The following is a 20,182-nucleotide window of genomic DNA, read 5'->3' as shown; positions in this document are numbered from 1 at the left end:
GGCGCACTGGTCCTCCGCTTTCGCGTCCCGGTCGGCGACGCACATCCCGTATGCGGTCCGTCCCGGGCGGGCGGAATCCCTACGACCCGGCCATATGGGTGCGGCCAGAGGCGACGGGGAGGCCCCGAACCATCTCGCTGGTGACACGGGGGCCCCGACTGCTGACACCACACCCGGCGTCCCAGATCGCACCGAGGACGTTACGCACACCCCGCCAGCCATGCCCACAGATCGTCGCACCGTTCACCCCATCGTGCCCATGTTCACCAAAGCGGCTTGTGTGCCCAGCAGTTGTGAACCCCCTAGGCGGGCTTGGTTCTCGAGCCCGCCCGGCGGACCAGGGCATCTTCGAACCCGCCCGGCCATCGAGGGCACGGCACACTTGGGCCCATGCGTGCTGCCCGGCTCATCAAGATGGTGCTGCTTCTTCAGTCCCGGTCCGCCATGACCGCCGCCGAGCTCGCCCGGGAGCTGGAGGTGTCCGAACGGACCGTCACCCGGGACGCCCAGGCTCTCTCCGAGGCGGGGGTTCCCGTGTACGCGGACCGCGGCCGGGCCGGCGGCTACCGGCTCGTCGGCGGGTACCGGACCGGGCTCACCGGGCTGGCCCGTAACGAGGCCGAGGCGCTCTTCCTCTCCGGGCTGCCGTCCGCGCTGCGCGAGATGGGGCTCCAGGACGCCGCGTCCGCCGCCCGGCTCAAGGTGTCCGCCGCGCTGCTGCCCTCCCTGCGGGACGCCTCCGACACCGCCGCCGGGCGCTTCCATCTGGATGCACCCGGCTGGTATCAGGAGCCCGTCACACCCGAGTTGCTGACCCCCGTCGCGGAGGCCGTCTGGGACGACCGGATGGTCAGTGCCCGTTACCGGCGCGGCGGTGCGGGCGGTGAGGTCGAGCGGGAGCTGGCACCGTACGGACTCGTTCTCAAGGCCGGGGTCTGGTACGTGTGCGCCCGCGCCGGGACGGATTTCCGGGTGTACCGCATCGACCGCTTCACCGCCGTGACCGTGTCGGACGAACGGTTCGTACGCGACGACGACTTCGATCTTCCGGGCTTCTGGGACGAACAGGCCGCGCAGTTCGCCCGCTCGATCCTTCGGACCGAGGTGACGGTGCGGGTGTCGGAGGCGGGAGCAGGCCGGCTGCCGCACGCCATGGACCGTTCGGCCGTCCAGGACGCACTGGAGGCGGCCGGGCTGCCCGGCACCGACGGGTGGCGCACCGTCACCCTGCCCGTGGAGTCCCTGGACGTCGCGTACGACCAGCTGCTGTCCCTGGGGCCGGAGTTGGAGGTTCTCGAACCGCTCGCGCTGCGGAACCGCTTCGCCGCTGCCGCCGAACGGCTGAGCGATCTCTATCGCTGAGGGCTTCTTTTCGGTGTCTCCGCGTGCATCGCCTGCCACCAAGGCCGATGCTTGACCCGTGATGGACGAGACGGAGTTCTGGGAGATCATCGACAGCACCCGCGAGGCCGCCGAGGGCGACCCCGAGGACCATGCCGACCTGCTCGTCGAACGGCTGGTGCGGCTCGATCCGGAATCCGTGCTGGATTTCGCCCGGCACTTCGAGGCCCGCTACAACCGCGCGTACCGCTGGGATCTGTGGGGCGCCGCCGCCGTGCTGCTCGGCGGCGCGAGCGACGACGCCTTCGACTTCTTCCGGTGCTGGCTGATCGGCCAGGGGCGGGAGGTCTTCGAGGGGGCGGTGCACGATCCGGACAGCCTCGCCGATCTCCTCGACGAGTTCGACGAGGAGATCGACGGGGACGCCGAGGATCTCGGCTATGCGGCCGACGAGGCGTACGAACAGCTCACCGGCGTCGTCGCGCCGGACCTCGGCCTTCCGCCGCAGGCCGCCGAGCCGGAGGGCGCCCCCGTCCGCTTCGAGGACAACGCGGCGCTGGCCGAACGTTTTCCCCTGCTCTGGGAGCGGTTCGGCTCCGGCTGAGCCGCTCCGCCCCCGCTGTGGGCACCCCGGCTCAGAAGTGGGTGCCGCTGTCGACGCGGATCTCCGTACCCGTGATGAACGCACCGTCGTCGGAGCCCGGCATGGCCGGTCCGGGGGTGCCGCCGGCCGAGGCGCTGGAGGGTGCGGTCACGGACGCGCTCAGCCCGCGCGACGAGCACGCCACGGAGCAGATCGGCTGGACGCGCGGTCTGCTGCGGGCGGCACAGGACGATCCGGCACTGCGCGCCGTCCGGTACCGGGCCGATCAGGATTCGGAGGAGCGGCTGCTGCCGGTGCCGGCACGGCCGGCCGGTGAGGGCGCGGACCCGCTGGAGGTCCGGCCGGCCGCTGCGGCCGCCACGGACGCGGTGCGGCGCTTGAGGCCTGGGCGGTCACCGACGCGCCGACGGCGGGGCCGGCTCCCCCGCCGTTCTCGCGGTGCGCCGCCTGCACCAACTGATGGGCGGCATAAGGCTGTTCAAGGGGTGGGACGGTAACGGTCGCGGGTGAGGCCGTAAGCCGTCACGGGGCGAGCGAGCGGCCCATCATCACGTCGTCGACGTATCGCCCGCCCAGGAAGAACTCGCCGGGCAGCACGCCCTCGACGGCGAACCCCTCCGACTCGTACAGCGCCCGCGCGGGCGCATTGTGCCCGAGCACGCGCAGCGTCATCCGGTTCGCCCCCTCGTTGCGGGCCAGCGCGAACGCGGCCCGCAGCAGCCCTCTGGCGACGCCGCTGCCGCGCGCCCAGTCGGCCACGGCGAGGCCCTGTATCTGGCGCACATGCGCATTGCAGGCGAGCGGGGTCGGTGCGACGACCCGGATGTAGCCGGCGATGCGTATCGCGCCCGCCGGGTCCTCCGCCTCGGCCACGAGCAGCTGCTCGGGCAGGTTGCGGTCGTTGAAGAACGGTTCGTACGGCGGGTGCGGCCGCGGCTGTACGGCGTGGAGGGTCGACCACGTGGCCCGGTCGAGCTCTCCGAGAGCGGTGTCGTCGGAGTGAACGGCGGGGCGCACGGGGCGGGTGCGGAGCTCAGGCATGGGCGCCACTGTGCCACGACCCGCCCGGTCGCGTCATCGCATATCCGCCGGGCGCTCGGCGGAGCCGAACGGGAAGCGGCGGCGGAAGTCGTCGGCCGCGTCCTCCAGGGTGCAGAAGCTGACGCCCTCATGTCCGGAGACGTACTCGATGAAGCGTTCCAGCATGAGGAGCACCTGCGGGCGGCCGCTGACGTCCGGGTGCAGGGTGATGGGCAGGACCGCGTAGTCGAGCTCGCGGTGGACCCAGTCGAACTGGTCGCGCCAGTCCTGTTCCAGCTGGCGCGGGCTCACGTACCGTTCCTCACCAGTGTGCGTAAGTGAGTCTTGGACCCACTGTTGCGTGCTGGGCGCATCCCGAACGGTTTTGGATGCGCTGGGTTCCCGCTTTCGCTTCCCGCTCGGCGGCACGCCTCCAGGGGCGTGGTCCGTTGTGGGTGGGCGGGTTCCCTCACGCCCCCGGGCGCCTGGTTCGGCCTGGACGGTCCGATGCCCCGCACGATCACTCCGGTCGTGTGGGGGCGGTGCCGTCCGACGCCGGACCGGGTGTCCGAGGGCGCGTCGTCCGATCGCGATACCGGCGGCATCGTGACGGGACATCGTGCGGTGGGAGGTGACCAGCGGTTTCTGCCAGTGCTGGGCACCCCACAGGGAGGTGTAGGCGGGGTCGACCGCGACGACCGCGAGGCCCTGTTCGGCGGCCATCGACACCAGCCGGGCCTTGAGCTTGCCGGTCGGGATGCCGGAGATCAGCTGCCGGAACCGCTTCTGGCGGCCGTGCTTCTCCCGGGTCTTCTCGGTGGTGAAGTCGAGGTCTTCGATGCCGATCGCGGCGACACCGGCCTGCTTGGCCCAGTTGATCAGGCGGGTCAGCGCGTGGCGGATCTGGGCGTCGCGGTGAGCGGCGGTGCCGGACAGGTCGTAGGGGAAGCGGTGCGGATCACCGACCGGATTGCCGTGCCGGTCGAGCAGGTAGGCGGCGAAGTGGTCGGCGTTGGTGTCGACGCCGACCATGCCCCGGGCGCGGGCAGTCTCCAACGGGATGGTCTGGATGACGGGGCGTTGCCAGGACGCGGTGAGATACCAGCGGCCTCGCTCCGTATCGAGGTGGATGCGGTAGGCGACGGACCGGTTCGTGGTGATGCGGTCGGCCCACTCCGCGCCCCGGTGCGCGAAGCCGATACGGGCGGTGAGGATGTACCGGCCGTGCCGGGCGTTGGCCAGGTGCGCGAGCGGGGCAGGCAGCTTGATGCTGACCTCGCCGTCCGGGGTGACGCGGATCGTCTCGTTCCCGAACCGCTTCCCCGACTCACCGTCGGCAGCGATGAACCAGCGTTCCGCTTCCCAGCGTTCCCGCCACTGGTCTTCGGTGAGCTGGGCCTGGGTGAGGTGGTGGCGGGTGTTGAGGAGACGTTTACCGCCCCGCACCACCCGCACCCGTCCGACCTGCCACTCCGCGACAGCAGCAGCATGCCGCGCCTCCAGTGCCGCAAGTCGGCGGGACTTGCGGAACCACTCGTTCTTCGACCGGTAACCGCCCGCAGCCCGCTTCGTTCCGGGCGCCCCGAGCGGGAGGGACAGGCGGTGCCGCAACGTCTTGATCCCGGCCGCCAGCTTCTGGATATGCGCCGCCTGGCAACGGCGTGCGAGCGCCCACTGATCGTGCGTGGCTTTGGTGATCGCACCCGCGATCCGCGACGACGACAGTGCCGTCAGCTCCCGCTTACGCGCCGCCCACGTCTGAGCGCTGTGATCGTGGCCGTCCGCACAGCGAGCCTTGAGATCACCGGAAGCCAGCGCACCCTGGTGCTCGCCGACCGCGCGCAGCACCATCTCGTCGTGGGGGGTGAGGTGCCCCAGCCGGTCCCGGATCGCCACCCCGCAAGGCCCGAGCACCACGAAAGGCACGGCCAACTTCCGCAGACCACCCACCACATCACCCCCCGCCCAGGCCGGACACCTGCCACCCGACCCAACGAGCAGCAGCCACCAAGGTCACCCATTCGGCCCCAGAACCCCCGTTCCCACCCCCGCGAACGCACCGCCAGGACTCACTCCCGCACGCCACCACTCACCTCGGCTCAGTAAACCGACAGCAGCTCGCAACCCCTGGCTGTTGTGCGCGTGTTTGTTGAACATCATGGGCGGCAGGTCGTCCACGTACCAGTTGCCGCAGAACTCGACGAGGTCGACCTCGTGACCGTGGACGAGGGGTTTCATCCACTCCTTGGCCTCCTTACCGAAGTCGAAGCGAGGCGGCGGTCTGCGCCCTGCGCCCTGCGGCATGTGCGCCATTACCGGGATGTCGCCCTGCAACTGCTGTTCGAGTGATTCGGGCGTGACGAGTGAGACGGGCGAGGCGTCCCGTACGTCGCTGCGGCAGGATGGGGCCATGGTGTACTCCCGTATCGCTGTCACCGGATCCACCGGACTCATCGGAGCCGCGCTGGTGCGCTCGCTGCGGGCCGACGGACACGAGGTGGTGCGCCTCGTCCGGCACCCGGCGCGTGCCGGGGACGAGGTCGAGTGGGATCCGAAGCGGGGTTACGTCGACGGGGCGGGCCTGGTCGGCTGCGACGCCGTCGTCCATCTCGCCGGCGCCGGGGTCGGCGACCACCGCTGGACGGAGGAGTACAAGCGGGAGATCCGGGACAGCCGGGTGCTGGGCACGGCGGCGATCGCCGAGGCGGTGGCTTCCCTCGACGTACCGCCGAAGATGCTGCTGTGCGGGTCCGCCATCGGCTACTACGGCGACACCGGGGACCGTGCGGTCGACGAGAGCGCTCCGCACGGCACGGGCTTCCTGCCGTCCGTCTGCGTGGACTGGGAGGCCGCCGCGGCTCCGGCGGAGGCGGCAGGCATCCGAACGGTGTACGCGCGCACAGGTCTGGTCGTCGCCCGGGAGGGCGGGGCCTGGGGGCGGCTGTTCCCCCTGTTCCGGGCGGGGCTCGGCGGGCGGATCGGCAGCGGGCGCCAGTACTGGAGCTTCATCGCCCTGCACGACCACATCGCGGCCCTGCGACACCTCCTCGACACGGAGTCGCTGTCCGGACCGGTGAACCTGACCGGTCCCGGGCCCGTGACCAACGGCGAGGTGACAGCCGCGATGGGGCGCGTGCTGCACCGTCCGACGCTGTTCACCGTCCCGGCACCCGCGCTCCGGATCGCCCTGGGGGACTTCGCGGAGGATGTGCTGGGCAGCCAACGGGTACTGCCCGCACGGCTGCTGGACTCGGGATTCACCTTCGCCTTCCCCGGCATCGACGGCGCCATTCGCGCGGCGCTGCGCTGACCGCGGACGGTCGAATCACACAAGTGCGCGACCCCGTGCAACGGTGCCCCGGGCCGCGCGCGACTGTGCCCGCACCGGACCCCCTCCTAGCCTCATGGCGAACTCGGGCATTCCGGGGGCCTGTTGGGGGCAAGAGCCTCCCAGCAGTTGCGCCGACTCGGGGAGGGGCACATGCTCAGCACGGCACACCACGCGGACGTCGTCATCATCGGTGCCGGGATCGCCGGCCTGTCAGCAGCCCGTCTATTGACCAGTGCAGGGGTCAGCGTCAGCGTCCTGGAGGCCGATCCACACGTCGGCGGCCGGATGACCACCGAGGAGGTGGACGGGTTCCGGCTCGACCACATCGGCCCGCTCCTCAGCACCTCGTATCCGGAACTGCGCACCGCACCCGGCCTCGAAGGGCTTCTGCTGCGGAACTTCGCTCCCGGGGTTCTCGTCCACAGCGAGGGCCGCCAGTACCGGACCGGCGATGCGCGCCAGGCACGGAGCGCGCGGGGCGCATTCAAGGCGGCGCGCGCCCTGGCGAGCGCCCCCCGCCCGCCGATGGGCGGGCCGATCGACCAGGCCAGGCTCGGCGCGGCCCTCGCCCGGCTCGCGACCACCCCGGCCGCCCGCATCCTGGCCCGGCCGGAGCGGACCGCGCTCGCCTCCCTGTCCACGCGCGGCCTGCCCTCCCGTACGGTCAACGGCTTCCTGCGCCCGCTGCTCGCCGCACTGCTCAGCGACCCCGGGCTCACCACATCGAGCCGGTGCGCCGATCTCGCCCTGCGCGGCTACGCGCGCGGCCGGCTGTGCGTACCGTCCGGCGGCTCGGCCACTCTGCCCGAACTGCTGGCGGCGGCCCTGCCGCCCGGCACCGTGCGGACCGGGGTCCATGTCACCGCCGCCGACATCACCTCCGTACACACCAAGGAACACGGTGAACTGGGCTGCCGTTCCCTGCTGCTGGCCACCGGCGCGAGCGCCGCCGCCGAGCTGCTGCCCGGTCTGCGGGTGCCGCCCTTCCATCCGGTGACGGTCCTGCACCACACCGCCCCCACTCCCCCGCCGACCGGCGCCTCGCTGCTGCTGGACGCCGACCGCTCGGGCCCGGTCGCCCACACCTGCGTGATGAGCGAGGTCGACCCCTCACGCGCCCCGCACGGCCGGACCCTGATCACGTCGACGGTGCTCGGCACCCCGCCGCCCGATCTCGACCGGTCGGTCCGCACCCATCTCGCCGCGCTGTACGGCACCCCGACGGACGACTGGGAACTGCTGGCCGCCCACCACGACCCGGAGGCGGTCCCCGCCATGCCGCCCCCGCACGATCTGCGCCGCCCGGTCAGGCTGCTCGCCGGACTCTACGTGTGCGGCGACCACCGGGACACGAGCACGGTGCAGGGTGCCCTGTTCTCGGGCCGCCGCGCGGCGCACGCCATCCTCGGCGATCTGGGCATCCGGCCCGGCCACCTGGAGGCGGAGCTGCGCGGAGCGGCCTGAGTCCACCCGCGCACATCCTGCCCCGGTCCGGCCGACCCCAACCCCCAACACCCCTTACAGATCGGATCTATCGACCCACCTCCTGTTTTCGAAAGTGGTCCACACCACTCCCGCAAACACCCTTGTCGCGCGACACATCTACCGCTACGGTCCTGGCGGAACCGGACTTCAGGAGACCGTAGTGCGCCGAGCCATGCCCGTCTTGCCGCTCCTTATAGCTCTAGTCATCGGATCTCTCACTCCCGTCGCGGTGGCGAACGAGCCTCCGGACGAACCCGCATCGAGCACAGGCACCACAACGGCCGCCCCAGGGCCGCCCGTTGTTCCCAGACCGACCCAGTGGACCGAACCGGGCGGCCACACACAGCTGTCGGCGGGGACCCGCATCCTGGTGGACCCCCGGTCCCGCTCCACGACCGCGCTCCCTTCCGGGCAAGCCGAACTCCCGGGCCCCGCACGGCAGTCCGTGCAGGAACTGGCCAAACAGTTGCGTGCGGAGCTGACCCAGGTCAGTGGGGTCGCTCCGACCGTCAGCAGCGACATCCGGCACGCACGGGCCGGCGACATCGTGCTGACGCTCACCGAGCACGGGGCACTGGGTGCGGAGGGCTACCGGTTCGAGAGCACGGACGCCGTCCGCATCGAAGCCGCCTCCACCCACGGCCTGTTCTACGGGACGCGCACGCTCCTGCAGCTGCTGCGCACCGCTCCCGATCACCTCACCGTGCCGAAGGCCGTCTCCACCGACCGTCCCGCCCAGCCGGTCCGGATGACCATGCTCGACGCGGGCCGCAAGTACTGGCAGCCGGAGTACCTGGAGAAACTGGTCCGCCGGATGGCCGACCAGAAGCTCAACACCCTGTTCCTGCAGTTCTCCGACTCCGAGGGCTTCCGTCTCTTCAGCCCGGAGTTCCCCGGACTCGCGGACCCCGCACACAGCTACGACCGCGCCGCCATCGAGCGGCTGAAGCGTGTCGCCGCCCGCTATCACGTGCAGGTGATGCCCGGTATCGACGTGCCCGGACACGCCACCGTGATCACCGACGCCTTCGGAATCGGCTTCGGTGACGGCCCCGAACCGTGCACCCAGGCACACACCCACTCGCACCTCACGCCGAACTGGATGGTCGACCTCACCAGCGAGAAGGCGGTCGCGGTGACCCGCCGGATCGTCGACGAGTTCGCCGGCTGGTTCGACGCCCCGCTGTTCAGCATCGGCGCCGACGAGTTGCCCGGCCAGCTCGCCAACTGCCCCCGCGTCAAGAACTATCTCGCCGCCGACCCGGACACCAGCACCCTCGGTGACCTGCTGAACCGCTACATCAACACCCTCGACGACGTCGTCGCCGAGCACGGCAAGCGCACCGCGATCTACAACGGCTCCGAGCACCTCGCCGCGCCCCAGCAGCGGGTCCACGCGCCCGTGGTGTTCCTGACCTGGGAGGGGACCGGCACCGAGCCCGTCATCCCCGGCCACGACGAGATCGCCATCGGCCCGTTCTACGACACGCCGAACAACTATCACCACTTGTACCCGAACGAGCCGTGGATGTACGACTCCTGGGTGCCCAGCACCGCACCGGATCTCCTCGGATCCGGTCTGATGAACTGGGCCGACTACAACTTCTGGGCCGACGACGGCTACTTCGAGCAGCAGATGGCCACCGCGCGCGCGATCATCGCGGACCGCTCCTGGAACGCCTCCGCCACCCCGGACACCGTGCAGGACTTCCGGGCACTGGTCGCCCGGCTCGGCGACCCGCCCGGCCTGCGGCCCGACCCGGTGACACCCCGGGTCGACGACGGCCGCCCGAGCCACCGCTGGACCTTCGACCAGGCCTCGTACCCGAGCGGCTGGACGTGGGCCGGCAGCCCCGGCAACACGATCTTCGCCGAGGACACCGCGGGGAACCTGCCCGGCACCTCGTACATCATCAACAACCCCACTCCGGTCCCGGACGGGGTGAGCGGCCAGGCCTGGCGCTTCGACAGCGACCGCGACGGGGTGGGCTTCGGCGGCCTCGACCTGGCAGAACCGTGGACCGTCTCCGGCTGGGTCAGGACGACCGGCAGGACCAGTGACCAGGTGCTGCTCAGCTCGAAGGCCGGCGCGCTCAAACTCCAGCAGTGGGGCACCGGCAAGGTCGGCTTCACCCGGTACGGCGCGGCCGATCACAGCTTCGACTACACCATGCCGCTGAACCAGTGGGTCCAGTTGACCTGGGTCACCGAGCCGGGCCGCACCACCCTGTATGCGAACGGCGAGCGCGTCGGCACGGTCGACGCGTCCATTCCGCTCCCGCTGCGCTCGATAGGCACCGAGAAGGCCGGGCTGCGCGGAGATCTCGACGAAGTCACCACCTGGGACGAGGCGTTGAGCCCCGAACAGGTCCGGGCCGACTACGCGCACTACGACCGCTGACCCGAAGGGAACCCGCAGTGACCCGCACCCGCACCCATGCCCGTACCCGTACCAGACTCGTCGGAGCGACGGCCCTGGCGGCCCTCGCCGGCCTCCTGACCACCCCGGCCTCCGCCGCGCCCGAACCCCCGTCGAAGGACTACGAGCCGACGGTGGAGTCCCTCAACAGCCACCCCACGCCGACGTGGTTCAACGACGACAAGTTCGGCATCTTCATCCACTGGGGCGCCTATTCGGTGCCCGCCTGGGGCCCGCGCGGCAGCTACGCCGAGTGGTACTGGTACTACATGAACAGCAAGGGCAGCGCGACCAACACCCACCAGAAGGACACCTACGGCACGGCCGCGAACTACGACGACTTCATCGGCCGGTGGAAGGCCGAGAAGTACGACCCGGACGCCTGGGTGAAGCTGTTCAAGGACGCCGGTGCCAAATACTTCGTGCTGACCTCCAAGCACCATGAAGGCGTCGCGCTGTTCGACAGCAAGGTCAGCGGACGCGACACCGTGGACCTCGGCCCGAAGCGCGACCTGGCGGGCGACCTGTTCAAGGCGGCGCGCAAGGACACCGAGGGCGGGCAGCTGAAGGCGGGCTTCTACTACTCACTGTACGAGTGGTACAACCCGTCGTTCACCGGCAGCCCGGTCCGCAACCCGTACACCGGCGCCGAAGTCCCGTACACCGGAGCCCCGTCGGTCAAGGACTACGTCGGCGACTACATGGTCCCGCAAATGAACGAGCTGATCGATCAGTACGATCCCGACATCATCTGGTGCGACGGGCAGTGGGACAAACCCGCCTCGTACTGGAAGACCGCGCCCGTCATCGCCGACTACTACAACCGCGCCAAGAACCGGGCGCACCCGAAGGAAGTCGCGGTCGCCAACCGCTGCAAGATCGAGACCGGTGCGCTGGACAGCAAGGAACTCGACTTCCAGACCCCCGAGTACACGGTCAAACCGGACATCGACCCGAACAAGTGGGAGGCCAGCCGGGGCATCGCGCACTCCTACGGCTACAACCAGAACGAGCCCGAGGAGGACCACCTCACCTCCGACCAGTTGATCGACTCGCTCACCGACATCGTCAGCAAGAACGGCAACCTGCTGCTCGACATCGGCCCGCGCGCCGACGGCACCATCCCCGAGATCCAGCAGCAGCGGCTGCTCGACATCGGAGCCTGGCTGAAGATCAACGGCGAGGCGATCTACGGGACGACCTACTGGCACCACGCCGAGGAACCGACCGGAGACGACAAGATCCGCTACACGGTGAAGGACGGCACGCTGTACGCGACCGCGCTGGAGTGGCCCGGCGCCGAACTCACCCTCGGCGCCGACACGCCCGTCGCCGCCGACTCCCGTATCACGCTGCTCGGTTCGGACGGCAGCGCACTGCCCTGGCACAAGGACTCCGCAGGCCGCGTGATCGTCGAGACGCCGAAGGAGGGGGCGTCGGCCACCAGGAGCACGAGCGCGTACGTCTTCAAGGTCACCACTCCGGGCGTGAACACCCTCGTCCGCACGAGGACCGAACTGCCGAAGGAGGTCAACCCCGGGCGCGCCGCCGACGGCACCCTGACCCTCACCAACACCGCCCGTACGCGCGCATCCGAGACCAGGATCGGGCTGTCCGGAGCCGAGGGCTGGACCGTCACCCCGGCGGCCACCCGCGTGGACCCGTTGGCGCCGGGCGCGGACGCGAAGGTCCCGTTCACCCTGACGCCGCCCGCTTCCGCGGCCCCCGGTACGTACACACTGAACATCACCCTGCGGCACGGCCCTCTCACGACCACCACGGCGGTCAAGGTCACGGTGGCCCCGGAGAACCTCGCCCGTAACAAGCCGGCCACCCAGAAGAGCACCGCATGGGACGCCCCTGCCTCGCGCGCCGTCGACGGGAACACCGACGGCTCCTTCGGGTCGGGCTCGGTGACCCACACCGCGGAGCCCTCGTCGCAGGCGTGGTGGCAGGTCGACCTGGGCGCCTCGAAGTCACTGTCCGCAGTCGACATCTGGAACCGCACCGACTGCTGCTCCGACCGGCTGAAGGACTTCTGGGTCCTGACCTCGGACACCCCGATCACGGCCGACGGACTCGATGACGCACGGACCGCACCCGGTGTGACGGCGGTGCATGTCACCGGCCGGGCCGGACTGCCGTCCACCGTGCAGCTCCCGGCGGGCACCTCCGGCAGGTACGTCCGCGTGCAACTGACCTCCGGCACCGACCCGCTGTCGCTGGCGGAGGTCGAGGTGCGCGGGCACTGAGAGAGCCCTGCCGAAACGGGTGGTGGCCCGGACCGATCGCTCCCGGTCCGGGCCACCACCCGTTCTGTCGCGCGCCGGAGTCACGCGGAAGCGTCATCCGCGTGGTCCCGCGGGAGGGATCACCCGAGGGCCGCGACCCGGTCCCGGTATCCGCGTACCGCAGCCGCGTCCCGGTACGGCTCAAGGCGGCGCTCGAAGTCCCGTACGTACTCCGTCGCCCGCACCGACCGCATCTCCGCCGCCTGCTGGGCCGCCTCCGCCCCGAGCAGACACGCCTGGTCGAGCTCACCGAGTCCGAGCCGGGCGGATGCCAGCACCACCCGGCAGAACAGCCTGCTCCGGGCATACCCCGGGGCGCGGAGCTGCAGCGAGCGCTCCGCGTGCTGGACGGCGGCCCGGTACTGCTGCAGATCGCGGTGGCAGTGCCCGAACTCGTCGGCGAGCTGCGCCTCGTCGAAGTAGCGCGTCCAGTACGGTACGTCGTCCCCTGGCCGGGCGGTCTCCAGCGCGCGTTCCGCCCGCGCCAGCGAGGCCGCGCAGGTCCTGGCCTCGCCGAGCACGCCGTGCCCGCGCGCCTCGACGGCGTGCAGCAGGGCCAGGACGACGGGCGGCGCCGACGAGCCGATGCCCTGCTGGGCGACGCGCGCCAGCTGGACGGCTTCCCTGCCGTGCCCGAGATAGAGCGCCTGCCGACTCATGGTGATCAGCACGTAACTGCCGTAGGCCCGGTCCCCCGCCGCCTGCGCGAGCCGCAGCGCCTGGACGAAGTAGCGCTGGGCGAGACCGTGCGCCGCGATGTCGTACGAGGTCCAGCCCGCCAGTCGGGTCAGATCGGCGGCTGCCGAGAAGAGCCGCCGTCCGGTGGCCTCGCCGTACGTCCCGCGGAGCATCGGCTCGGCCTCGTGCTCCAGGTAGCGGACGAGTGCCTGGCGGGCGTGGCCGCCGCCGTAGGCGTTGTCGAGGGTGCGGAAGAGCTCGCCGACGGAACGCAGGGCGGCGACATCGCCGCCGCTGACCTTCTGGCCGGATCCGCGGTCGGTCTGCCGCTGCTGGGGGACGCCGGGGACGCCGGCAGCCGGTGGCACGAGGGGCACGAGGGACCCGGCGGGGGGCGACGCGGCGGACCCGGACGGCCTGGCGGGCGCGGGCCCCCGGGCGCCGTACCGGCCGCCGGGCCCGCTCGCCCCGTGGAACCCGTGCGCCCCCGGGTGGGCTGTGGCGTGCGCCCCGGCGTGCGAACCACGGGACCCACCCGCCCCCACCGGCCCACGCTGCGCACCGAGCACCGGCGCCGTCCGGGTTCCGCTGCCCCCGCCGGGGGCAGCCGTCTCGCTCCCCCGCCCCACCCACTCGTCGGCCCGCCCGATCAGCCAGTCGCGGCTGGGCACCACGAGCCCGGCCGGGGTGAAGGCGATCTTGCGCAGCTCCGCATGGCTGCCCGAGTCCTTCCGCCACAGGCCGCTGACGATGTCCACCGCCTCGGCCGGAGTGGCGGCGAACTCCAGGCCGGCGTAGACGGGCGCACAGGCGTCGAGGCCCAGGTCCTGCGCGGAGAGCCGCCGTCCGAGCCGCCGGGTGAAGACCTCGGCGATCAGTGCGGGCGTGGTCCCGCGCGGTTGCTGGCCGCGCAGCCAGCGGGTCACGGAGGTCTTGTCGTAGCGCAGATCGAGGCCGTGTTCGAGGCCCAGCTGGTCCACCCGGCGGGCGAGACCGGCGTTCGAGAATCCGGCCTCGGTGATGAGCGAGGCGAGCCGGCGGTTGGGGGTGCGCTGCGGAGGTCGTTCCGACATCAGCTGTACGGTCTCCTGCCTTCGGGGCCGGGCGGGCAGCCCTTGGGCCGACCGGCAATCGGGGGGTGGGTGAAGGAGCGGGGCCGGGGTGCGTGCATCGCGAGGCGGAGGATCGAGCCATGGCGAATGGGGCCTCCCGTGCTCGAGCGAAGCCGAGAGTTCGGGGAACATGGTGATTGACGGCAACGCCGCGAGGTGCGTGCCCCAGCGCCCCAGCCCCGTGACGCCGCCCCCAATTGCCGGTCGGTCTTATGGAACGGCGCGAATGTAGCGGGCCCTACGGCGGCCGCAGTCTCCTTCGCTTCACATTCATCCGATCGTGTGAGGATTGGGGGTGGCGCTGACGGGAACAACCTGCCGGGCCACCGCTCCCGGGGCGGTCGTACAGTGGCCCGGGGCGCGAATCAGTGCATGGTGACGTGGTTCCGGGGCACCCTCCGGGTCCCGGTACCGCAAGTAGGAAGGCATCTCCGTGAGTGAGCTTCGGTTCGTCCGGCTGGGATTCGGCGAGGAAGCCGTCGACTACCAGGAGGCCTGGCAGAAGCAGCGCGAGGTGCACGCGGCTCGGTTCGAGGACACCGTTCCCGACACCTGTCTGCTGCTGGAACACCCGCCGGTCTACACGGCGGGACGACGTACGACCGACAGTGAGCGCCCCCTGGACGGCACTCCGGTCGTCGACGTGGACCGCGGCGGAAAGATCACCTGGCACGGCCCCGGGCAGCTCGTCGGCTACCCGGTCCAGAAGCTGCCGCGCCCGGTGGATGTCGTGGCGCACGTCCGCAGGCTGGAGGACGCGCTGATCCGTACGGCTGCCGAGTTCGGTCTGGAGACCAGCCGGGTCGAGGGCCGCAGCGGCGTCTGGGTGCTCGGTGACCCGGTCGAGGAGCGTCCGTCGCTCGGCGGCCTCTCCCTCGACTTCGACCCGCGGCTGCACGACGAGGAGTTCGACCCGCGGCTGAACGGCCCCGAGTACGCCCCGTCCAACGCCGGTCAGCGGCGCGAGGACCGCAAGCTGGCGGCGATCGGCATCCGGGTCGCCAAGGGTGTGACCATGCACGGCTTCGCGCTCAACGTGAACCCGGACAACACCTGGTTCGACCGGATCGTGCCGTGCGGCATCCGCGATGCGGGCGTCACCTCGCTCGCGTACGAGCTGGGCCGCGACGTCACGATCGCGGAGGTGCTCCCGGTGGTCGAGAAGCACCTGAAGGACGTCCTGGAGAACGCGGAGCTCGCCCCGCGGGAGATCGACCGGGCCTCGGCCTGACCCGGAGCCCCGGGAATGGCCCGGCCCACCCTCTGGTTGCCCAGGGGCAAGGGCCACACCCCAACCGCACAAATAGCGGGCGTACCCTGGTGTTCGCCGAAGAATCGAAGTCGTAGGGAGCCGGACGTGTCCGCTGTCGCACCCGACGGGCGCAAGATGTTGCGCCTGGAGGTCCGGAACAGCCAGACCCCCATCGAGCGCAAGCCCGAGTGGATCAAAACCCGGGCGAAGATGGGCCCCGAGTACAACCAGCTGCAGAAGCTCGTGAAGAGCGAGGGTCTGCACACGGTGTGCCAGGAGGCCGGCTGCCCGAACATCTTCGAGTGCTGGGAGGACCGGGAGGCCACGTTCCTCATCGGCGGTGACCAGTGCACCCGGCGCTGTGACTTCTGTCAGATCGACACGGGCAAGCCGCAGGCGCTGGACCGGGACGAGCCCCGCCGCGTCGGCGAGTCGGTCGTCACGATGGACCTGAACTACGCCACGATCACCGGCGTCGCCCGCGACGACCTGGAGGACGGCGGAGCCTGGCTGTACGCGGAGACCGTGCGCCAGATCCACGCACTGACGGCGGAGCGCGAGGCCGGTGCCACCAAGGTCGAGCTGCTCATCCCCGACTTCAACGCGGAGCCCGAGCAGCTGGCCGAGGTCTTCTCCTCGCGCCCGGAGGTGCTCGCGCACAACGTCGAGACGGTGCCGCGGATCTTCAAGCGGATCCGCCCCGGTTTCCGTTACGAGCGTTCCCTGGAGGTCATCACGCGGGCCCGCGAGGCCGGTCTGGTGACCAAGTCGAACCTCATCCTCGGCATGGGCGAGACCCGCGAGGAAGTGAGCGAGGCGCTCCAGGACCTGTACGACGCCGGGTGCGAGCTCATCACGATCACGCAGTACCTGCGGCCCTCCGTGCGCCACCACCCGGTCGAGCGCTGGGTGAAGCCGCACGAGTTCGTGGAGCTGAAGGAGGAGGCCGACGAGATCGGCTACTCCGGTGTGATGTCCGGGCCGCTGGTCCGTTCCTCGTACCGGGCCGGCCGGCTCTTCCAGCAGGCGATCGAGCGGCGCGGCGCGGTCACGGCCGCACCGACTGTGTGAGACCGGGCAGCGCGAGTCCGGGCAGTGTGAATCCGGGCACAAGAAGCTACTGAGCGGTAACGGCTGATCGGACGCGGCCCCTACGTTCCCCGCAGGTCGGGGACGCGTATGGGCCGCGTCGGCGTGCGCGGCGCCCATATCAAGGTTTCATTGGTGTTTGACCGAAAGGTCATGCGCTGGTAACACCGAGCAGTGACTCTGGATGCACGCAGCGCAGTGGCTCTCACGGCTGCCGCCGCCACTGCTCCCCGTCTCCAGCCCGCGCAAGCAACTCCCGTCATCCACTCACTCCGCGCATCCGTTCCGAGGGGACTTCCACGATGCAGGCCGTGCCGGTACGCGCCACCGCCATCCCGTCCGTCACCGATGCTCTCCGCGCCGTCGAGTCGCTGCTGCTGAGCAGCGGCCAGCGCACGGCCCGCCGCAACGCCTGGACGGCCGTCCTCGAGGACCGCCGCCGGGCCAAGGACCGGGTCGAGACCGAGTACGTACTGGAGGCCGTGGCCGACCACCGTTCCTAGGCCACGTAAACTTCAGTACATGGCGAGGAAGGCAAACACTGACGGCGCGGACAGCGCCGAGAACGCGGGGCGGCTCAAGCAGATCGCCCTGACCTACAAGATGACCCGGCGGGTCGACTCCAAGATCGGTCTTGTCGTCGCGGGTGTGGGAATCGTCACCTTCGGTGTCCTCCTCGCCATCGGCTTCTTGATCGACCACCCGATCTACCTGGGCATCCTGGGCTTCGTGCTGGCCCTCCTCGCGATGGCGATCGTCTTCGGGCGGCGTGCCGAGCGGGCGGCCTTCGGGCAGATGGAGGGGCAGCCGGGCGCTGCGGCGGCGGTGCTGGACCGCGTGGGCCGCGGCTGGACCACGACCCCCGCGGTAGCGATGAACCGCAGCCAGGACGTCGTCCACCGGGCCGTCGGCAAGGCGGGCATCGTGCTGGTGGGCGAGGGCAACCCGAACCGGGTCAAGCTCCTGCTGGCGGCCGAGAAGAAGAAGATGGCCCGTATTCTCGTGGACGTGCCCGTGCACGACATCATCGTCGGCAACGGCGAGGGCCAGGTGCCGCTGAAGAAGGTCCGCACCACGATGCTGAAGATGCCGCGGGTCCTGACCGGCCCGCAGGTGACGGCGGCCAACGACCGGCTGCGGGCGATGGGCGACCTGATGAGCAACATGCCGCTGCCGAAGGGCCCGATGCCGAAGGGCATGCGGATGCCGCGCGGCGGCAAGATGCGCTGACGCCACGTACCCGACGCACAAGAGGGCGGGCTGCGAACCACTGTGGTTCGCAGCCCGCCCTCTTCACATCTCCGCCTCGTCGGACCGCTCTCAGATCCGCACCTGCACGGCGCGCGCGAGCCGGTCGTGCAGCCCGCGCCCGTCGCGGTCCCAGACCAGAGCGGGAATCACCAGGCACAGCAGCACGGTCCGGACGATCACCCGCCCGAGCCCGAGCCGCCCGCCGCTCTCGCCGACGACACGGATACCCAGGATGCGCTTGCCCGGTGTGCAGCCGACGGTCCCGACGGTGAGGACGCTCAGTGCGAGGAAGATCCCGAGCGCCCAGTTCCCGGCCGCCTGCTGGTCACCGCGAGCGAACAGCCCGTATGCGATCAGCAGGCAGAGCGCCCAGTCGACGAAAAGGGCGCCGAAGCGCCGGCCGAGCGGCGCGATCGCCCCCGGCCCTTCTTCGGGCAGACCGAGTCGCTTGCCCCGGTAGCCGAAGTCCGCGCCCATGTCCTCGGCGGCCGCGCGCGGCCCGAAGAGCCACGATCCGATTGCTTGCCTGTTGTCCACCCGCCCACGGTACTGCGCCCGCCTCCACGCCCTGCCGGGTGGGGCCTCTCCGGGCCGGCGGACGCGGCCCCCGCAACCGCCCCGCGGTACGCCTCCGAGGTGGCGCCGACACCCGCCTCGGTTAACTTCGGCGAAACAAATGGGTCATGCTTGAGAAATCCGGTCTGCCTATGGTCGGGTCCAGCGTGTGCCACCGCACTGGCCGCACAACGAGCTACAACCCCGTCCCTCCCGGGCCGGGAGTAGGAGGAGTTGGATGTTCCAGAACGCCGACGACGCGAAGAAGTACATCGCCGACGAAGATGTCAAGTTCATCGATGTCCGGTTCTGTGACCTGCCTGGTGTGATGCAGCACTTCACCATCCCGGCAGCGGCATTCGACCCGACCGAGGAGCTGGCCTTCGACGGCTCGTCGATCCGCGGCTTCCAGGCCATCCACGAGTCCGACATGGCGCTCCGCGCGGACCTGTCGACCGCCCGTGTCGACCCGTTCCGCCGCGACAAGACCGTCAACATCAACTTCTTCATCCACGACCCGATCACCGGCGAGCAGTACAGCCGTGACCCGCGCAACGTGGCCAAGAAGGCCGAGGCGTACCTCACCTCCACCGGCATCGCCGACACCGCGTACTTCGGCCCCGAGGCCGAGTTCTACGTCTTCGACAACGTCCGGTTCCAGACGTCGGCGAACGAGAGCTTCTACCACATCGACTCCGAGGCCGGCGCCTGGAACACCGGCTCGGAGGAGAACAACCGGGGTTACAAGGTCCGCTACAAGGGCGGCTACTTCCCGGTCCCGCCGGTGGACCACTTCGCCGACCTGCGTGCCGAGATCTCCCTTGAGCTGGACAAGAACGGCCTCCAGGTCGAACGCCAGCACCACGAGGTCGGCACCGCCGGCCAGGCCGAGATCAACTACAAGTTCAACACGCTGCTCGCCGCGGCCGACGACCTGATGCTCTTCAAGTACATCGTGAAGAACGTCGCCTGGCGCAACGGCAAGACCGCGACCTTCATGCCGAAGCCGATCTTCGGCGACAACGGCTCGGGCATGCACGTCCACCAGTCCCTGTGGGCCGGCGGCGACCCGCTGTTCTACGACGAGCAGGGCTACGCGGGTCTCTCGGACATCGCCCGCTACTACATCGGCGGCATCCTCAAGCACGCCCCGTCGCTGCTGGCCTTCACGAACCCGACGGTGAACTCCTACCACCGCCTGGTCCCCGGCTTCGAGGCCCCGGTCAACATGGTCTACTCGCAGCGCAACCGCTCCGCCGCGATGCGTATCCCGATCACGGGCTCGAACCCGAAGGCCAAGCGCGTCGAGTTCCGCGCGCCGGACCCGTCGTCCAACCCGTACCTGGCCTTCTCGGCGCTGCTGATGGCCGGCCTCGACGGCGTGAAGAACAAGATCGAGCCGGCCGAGCCGATCGACAAGGACCTGTACGAGCTGGCTCCCGAGGAGCACGCCAACGTCCAGCAGGTCCCGACCTCGCTCCCCGCCGTCCTGGACGCCCTGGAGGCGGACCACGAGTACCTCCTCGCGGGCGGCGTCTTCACGTCCGACCTGATCGAGACGTGGATCGACTACAAGCGCACCCACGAGATCGCCCCGATCCAGCTGCGCCCGCACCCGCACGAGTTCGAGCTGTACTTCGACATCTAAAGGACGGAGTCGGGCGACCTGGCTGGAAGTCCCGCGATCAGACTGTGACCTGCGAAAACTCTTCTCAGCAGTTCTCACTGTCACCGTTTGCTTTCCGCCCCCTTGT

15 protein-coding genes and 1 pseudogene are annotated in these 20,182 nt (G+C 70.4%); 11 read left to right on the top strand and 5 right to left on the bottom strand.

What is annotated here, in order from left to right:
- Positions 1-390: 390 nt before the first annotated feature.
- Both AB0I23_RS36405 and AB0I23_RS36400 read left to right on the top strand, forming a co-directional pair.
- Positions 391-1,362 (top strand): helix-turn-helix transcriptional regulator, encoded by a 972-nt coding sequence (locus AB0I23_RS36405; RefSeq protein WP_359116371.1) that lies wholly within the window; start codon positions 391-393, stop codon positions 1,360-1,362.
- A gap of 61 nt (positions 1,363-1,423) precedes the next feature.
- On the top strand, positions 1,424-1,945 hold the full coding sequence (locus AB0I23_RS36400; RefSeq protein WP_359116374.1) for a DUF4240 domain-containing protein: 522 nt from the start codon (positions 1,424-1,426) through the stop codon (positions 1,943-1,945).
- Between the two features lie 522 nt (positions 1,946-2,467).
- On the opposite strand, the gene AB0I23_RS36395 is transcribed toward AB0I23_RS36400, so the two are convergent.
- From AB0I23_RS36395 to AB0I23_RS36385, 3 genes and pseudogenes are all read right to left on the bottom strand, one after another.
- A complete protein-coding gene (locus tag AB0I23_RS36395) occupies positions 2,468-2,986 on the bottom strand; it encodes a GNAT family N-acetyltransferase (RefSeq protein WP_359116369.1) in 519 nt (172 codons plus the stop codon).
- Positions 2,987-3,292: 306 nt separating this feature from the next.
- A pseudogene (locus AB0I23_RS36390) lies at positions 3,293-4,915 on the bottom strand (IS200/IS605 family accessory protein TnpB-related protein); the annotation flags it as partial.
- A 63-nt stretch (positions 4,916-4,978) separates the two neighbouring features.
- Positions 4,979-5,377, bottom strand: coding sequence for a hypothetical protein (locus AB0I23_RS36385; protein WP_359116366.1), 399 nt, complete (start codon positions 5,375-5,377; stop codon positions 4,979-4,981).
- Between AB0I23_RS36385 and AB0I23_RS36380 the strand changes: the two genes are divergently transcribed.
- The 4 genes from AB0I23_RS36380 to AB0I23_RS36365 all read left to right on the top strand — a co-directional run bounded on the left by AB0I23_RS36380 (position 5,376) and on the right by AB0I23_RS36365 (position 12,452).
- Positions 5,376-6,275, top strand: a complete 900-nt coding sequence (locus tag AB0I23_RS36380) for a TIGR01777 family oxidoreductase (protein WP_037693941.1) — start codon at positions 5,376-5,378, stop codon at positions 6,273-6,275. The genes AB0I23_RS36385 and AB0I23_RS36380 overlap by 2 nt on opposite strands.
- 171 nt (positions 6,276-6,446) lie before the next feature.
- Positions 6,447-7,760, top strand: coding sequence for an NAD(P)/FAD-dependent oxidoreductase (locus AB0I23_RS36375; RefSeq protein ID WP_359116363.1), 1,314 nt, complete (start codon positions 6,447-6,449; stop codon positions 7,758-7,760).
- 250 nt (positions 7,761-8,010) lie between these two features.
- Positions 8,011-10,182, top strand: a complete 2,172-nt coding sequence (locus tag AB0I23_RS36370) for a family 20 glycosylhydrolase (RefSeq protein ID WP_359116361.1) — start codon at positions 8,011-8,013, stop codon at positions 10,180-10,182.
- 17 nt (positions 10,183-10,199) lie between these two features.
- Positions 10,200-12,452 (top strand): alpha-L-fucosidase, encoded by a 2,253-nt coding sequence (locus tag AB0I23_RS36365; RefSeq protein ID WP_359116359.1) that lies wholly within the window; start codon positions 10,200-10,202, stop codon positions 12,450-12,452.
- Between the two features lie 119 nt (positions 12,453-12,571).
- Here AB0I23_RS36365 and AB0I23_RS36360 read toward each other — a convergent pair whose 3' ends face one another.
- Entirely contained in the window at positions 12,572-14,242 is a 1,671-nt protein-coding gene (locus AB0I23_RS36360) for a regulator (protein WP_359116357.1), read from the bottom strand.
- Positions 14,243-14,714: 472 nt separating this feature from the next.
- Here AB0I23_RS36360 and lipB point away from each other — a divergent pair, with 472 nt between their 5' ends.
- The 4 genes from lipB (at position 14,715) to AB0I23_RS36340 (ending at position 17,852) form a co-directional block, all read left to right on the top strand.
- The gene (gene lipB / locus AB0I23_RS36355) at positions 14,715-15,512 is read left to right on the top strand and encodes a lipoyl(octanoyl) transferase LipB (protein ID WP_359116354.1); all 798 of its coding nucleotides are present in this window, start codon (positions 14,715-14,717) and stop codon (positions 15,510-15,512) included.
- 126 nt (positions 15,513-15,638) lie between these two features.
- Complete coding sequence (gene lipA, locus AB0I23_RS36350) at positions 15,639-16,604, top strand: lipoyl synthase (RefSeq protein WP_359116353.1); 966 nt, start codon at positions 15,639-15,641, stop codon at positions 16,602-16,604.
- A gap of 320 nt (positions 16,605-16,924) precedes the next feature.
- Positions 16,925-17,125 carry an SCO2195 family GlnR-regulated protein gene (locus AB0I23_RS36345; protein WP_037693926.1) on the top strand — a complete coding sequence of 67 codons (201 nt, stop codon included), beginning with the start codon at positions 16,925-16,927 and terminating at the stop codon, positions 17,123-17,125.
- Between the two features lie 19 nt (positions 17,126-17,144).
- Positions 17,145-17,852: a DUF4191 domain-containing protein gene (locus AB0I23_RS36340; protein ID WP_359116350.1), complete on the top strand. Its 708-nt coding sequence runs from the start codon at positions 17,145-17,147 to the stop codon at positions 17,850-17,852.
- A gap of 90 nt (positions 17,853-17,942) precedes the next feature.
- Here the strand turns inward: AB0I23_RS36340 and AB0I23_RS36335 are convergent, their stop codons facing one another.
- Positions 17,943-18,410, bottom strand: a complete 468-nt coding sequence (locus AB0I23_RS36335) for an RDD family protein (protein ID WP_359116347.1) — start codon at positions 18,408-18,410, stop codon at positions 17,943-17,945.
- A gap of 256 nt (positions 18,411-18,666) precedes the next feature.
- Here AB0I23_RS36335 and glnA point away from each other — a divergent pair, with 256 nt between their 5' ends.
- Positions 18,667-20,076 carry a type I glutamate--ammonia ligase gene (gene glnA, locus AB0I23_RS36330; protein ID WP_359116344.1) on the top strand — a complete coding sequence of 470 codons (1,410 nt, stop codon included), beginning with the start codon at positions 18,667-18,669 and terminating at the stop codon, positions 20,074-20,076.
- Positions 20,077-20,182 lie beyond the last annotated feature (106 nt).

Source organism: Streptomyces atratus, assembly GCF_040655115.1.
In the GTDB taxonomy this organism is placed as follows: Bacteria; Actinomycetota; Actinomycetes; order Streptomycetales; family Streptomycetaceae; genus Streptomyces; species Streptomyces atratus_D.
This window is presented reverse-complemented; position numbering and strand designations above follow the sequence as displayed.

Bases quoted from the DNA above. Each gene is read 5' to 3' on its own strand.
- AB0I23_RS36380 (WP_037693941.1), top strand. From the start codon at position 5,376: ATGGTGTACTCCCGTATCGCTGTCACCGGATCCACCGGACTCATCGGA.
- AB0I23_RS36375 (WP_359116363.1), top strand. From the start codon at position 6,447: ATGCTCAGCACGGCACACCACGCGGACGTCGTCATCATCGGTGCCGGG.
- AB0I23_RS36345 (WP_037693926.1), top strand. From the start codon at position 16,925: ATGCAGGCCGTGCCGGTACGCGCCACCGCCATCCCGTCCGTCACCGAT.
- glnA (WP_359116344.1), top strand. From the start codon at position 18,667: ATGTTCCAGAACGCCGACGACGCGAAGAAGTACATCGCCGACGAAGAT.
- AB0I23_RS36395 (WP_359116369.1), bottom strand. From the start codon at position 2,986: ATGCCTGAGCTCCGCACCCGCCCCGTGCGCCCCGCCGTTCACTCCGAC.
- AB0I23_RS36385 (WP_359116366.1), bottom strand. From the start codon at position 5,377: ATGGCCCCATCCTGCCGCAGCGACGTACGGGACGCCTCGCCCGTCTCA.
- AB0I23_RS36405 (WP_359116371.1), top strand. From the start codon at position 391: ATGCGTGCTGCCCGGCTCATCAAGATGGTGCTGCTTCTTCAGTCCCGG.
- AB0I23_RS36400 (WP_359116374.1), top strand. From the start codon at position 1,424: ATGGACGAGACGGAGTTCTGGGAGATCATCGACAGCACCCGCGAGGCC.
- AB0I23_RS36340 (WP_359116350.1), top strand. From the start codon at position 17,145: ATGGCGAGGAAGGCAAACACTGACGGCGCGGACAGCGCCGAGAACGCG.
- AB0I23_RS36360 (WP_359116357.1), bottom strand. From the start codon at position 14,242: ATGTCGGAACGACCTCCGCAGCGCACCCCCAACCGCCGGCTCGCCTCG.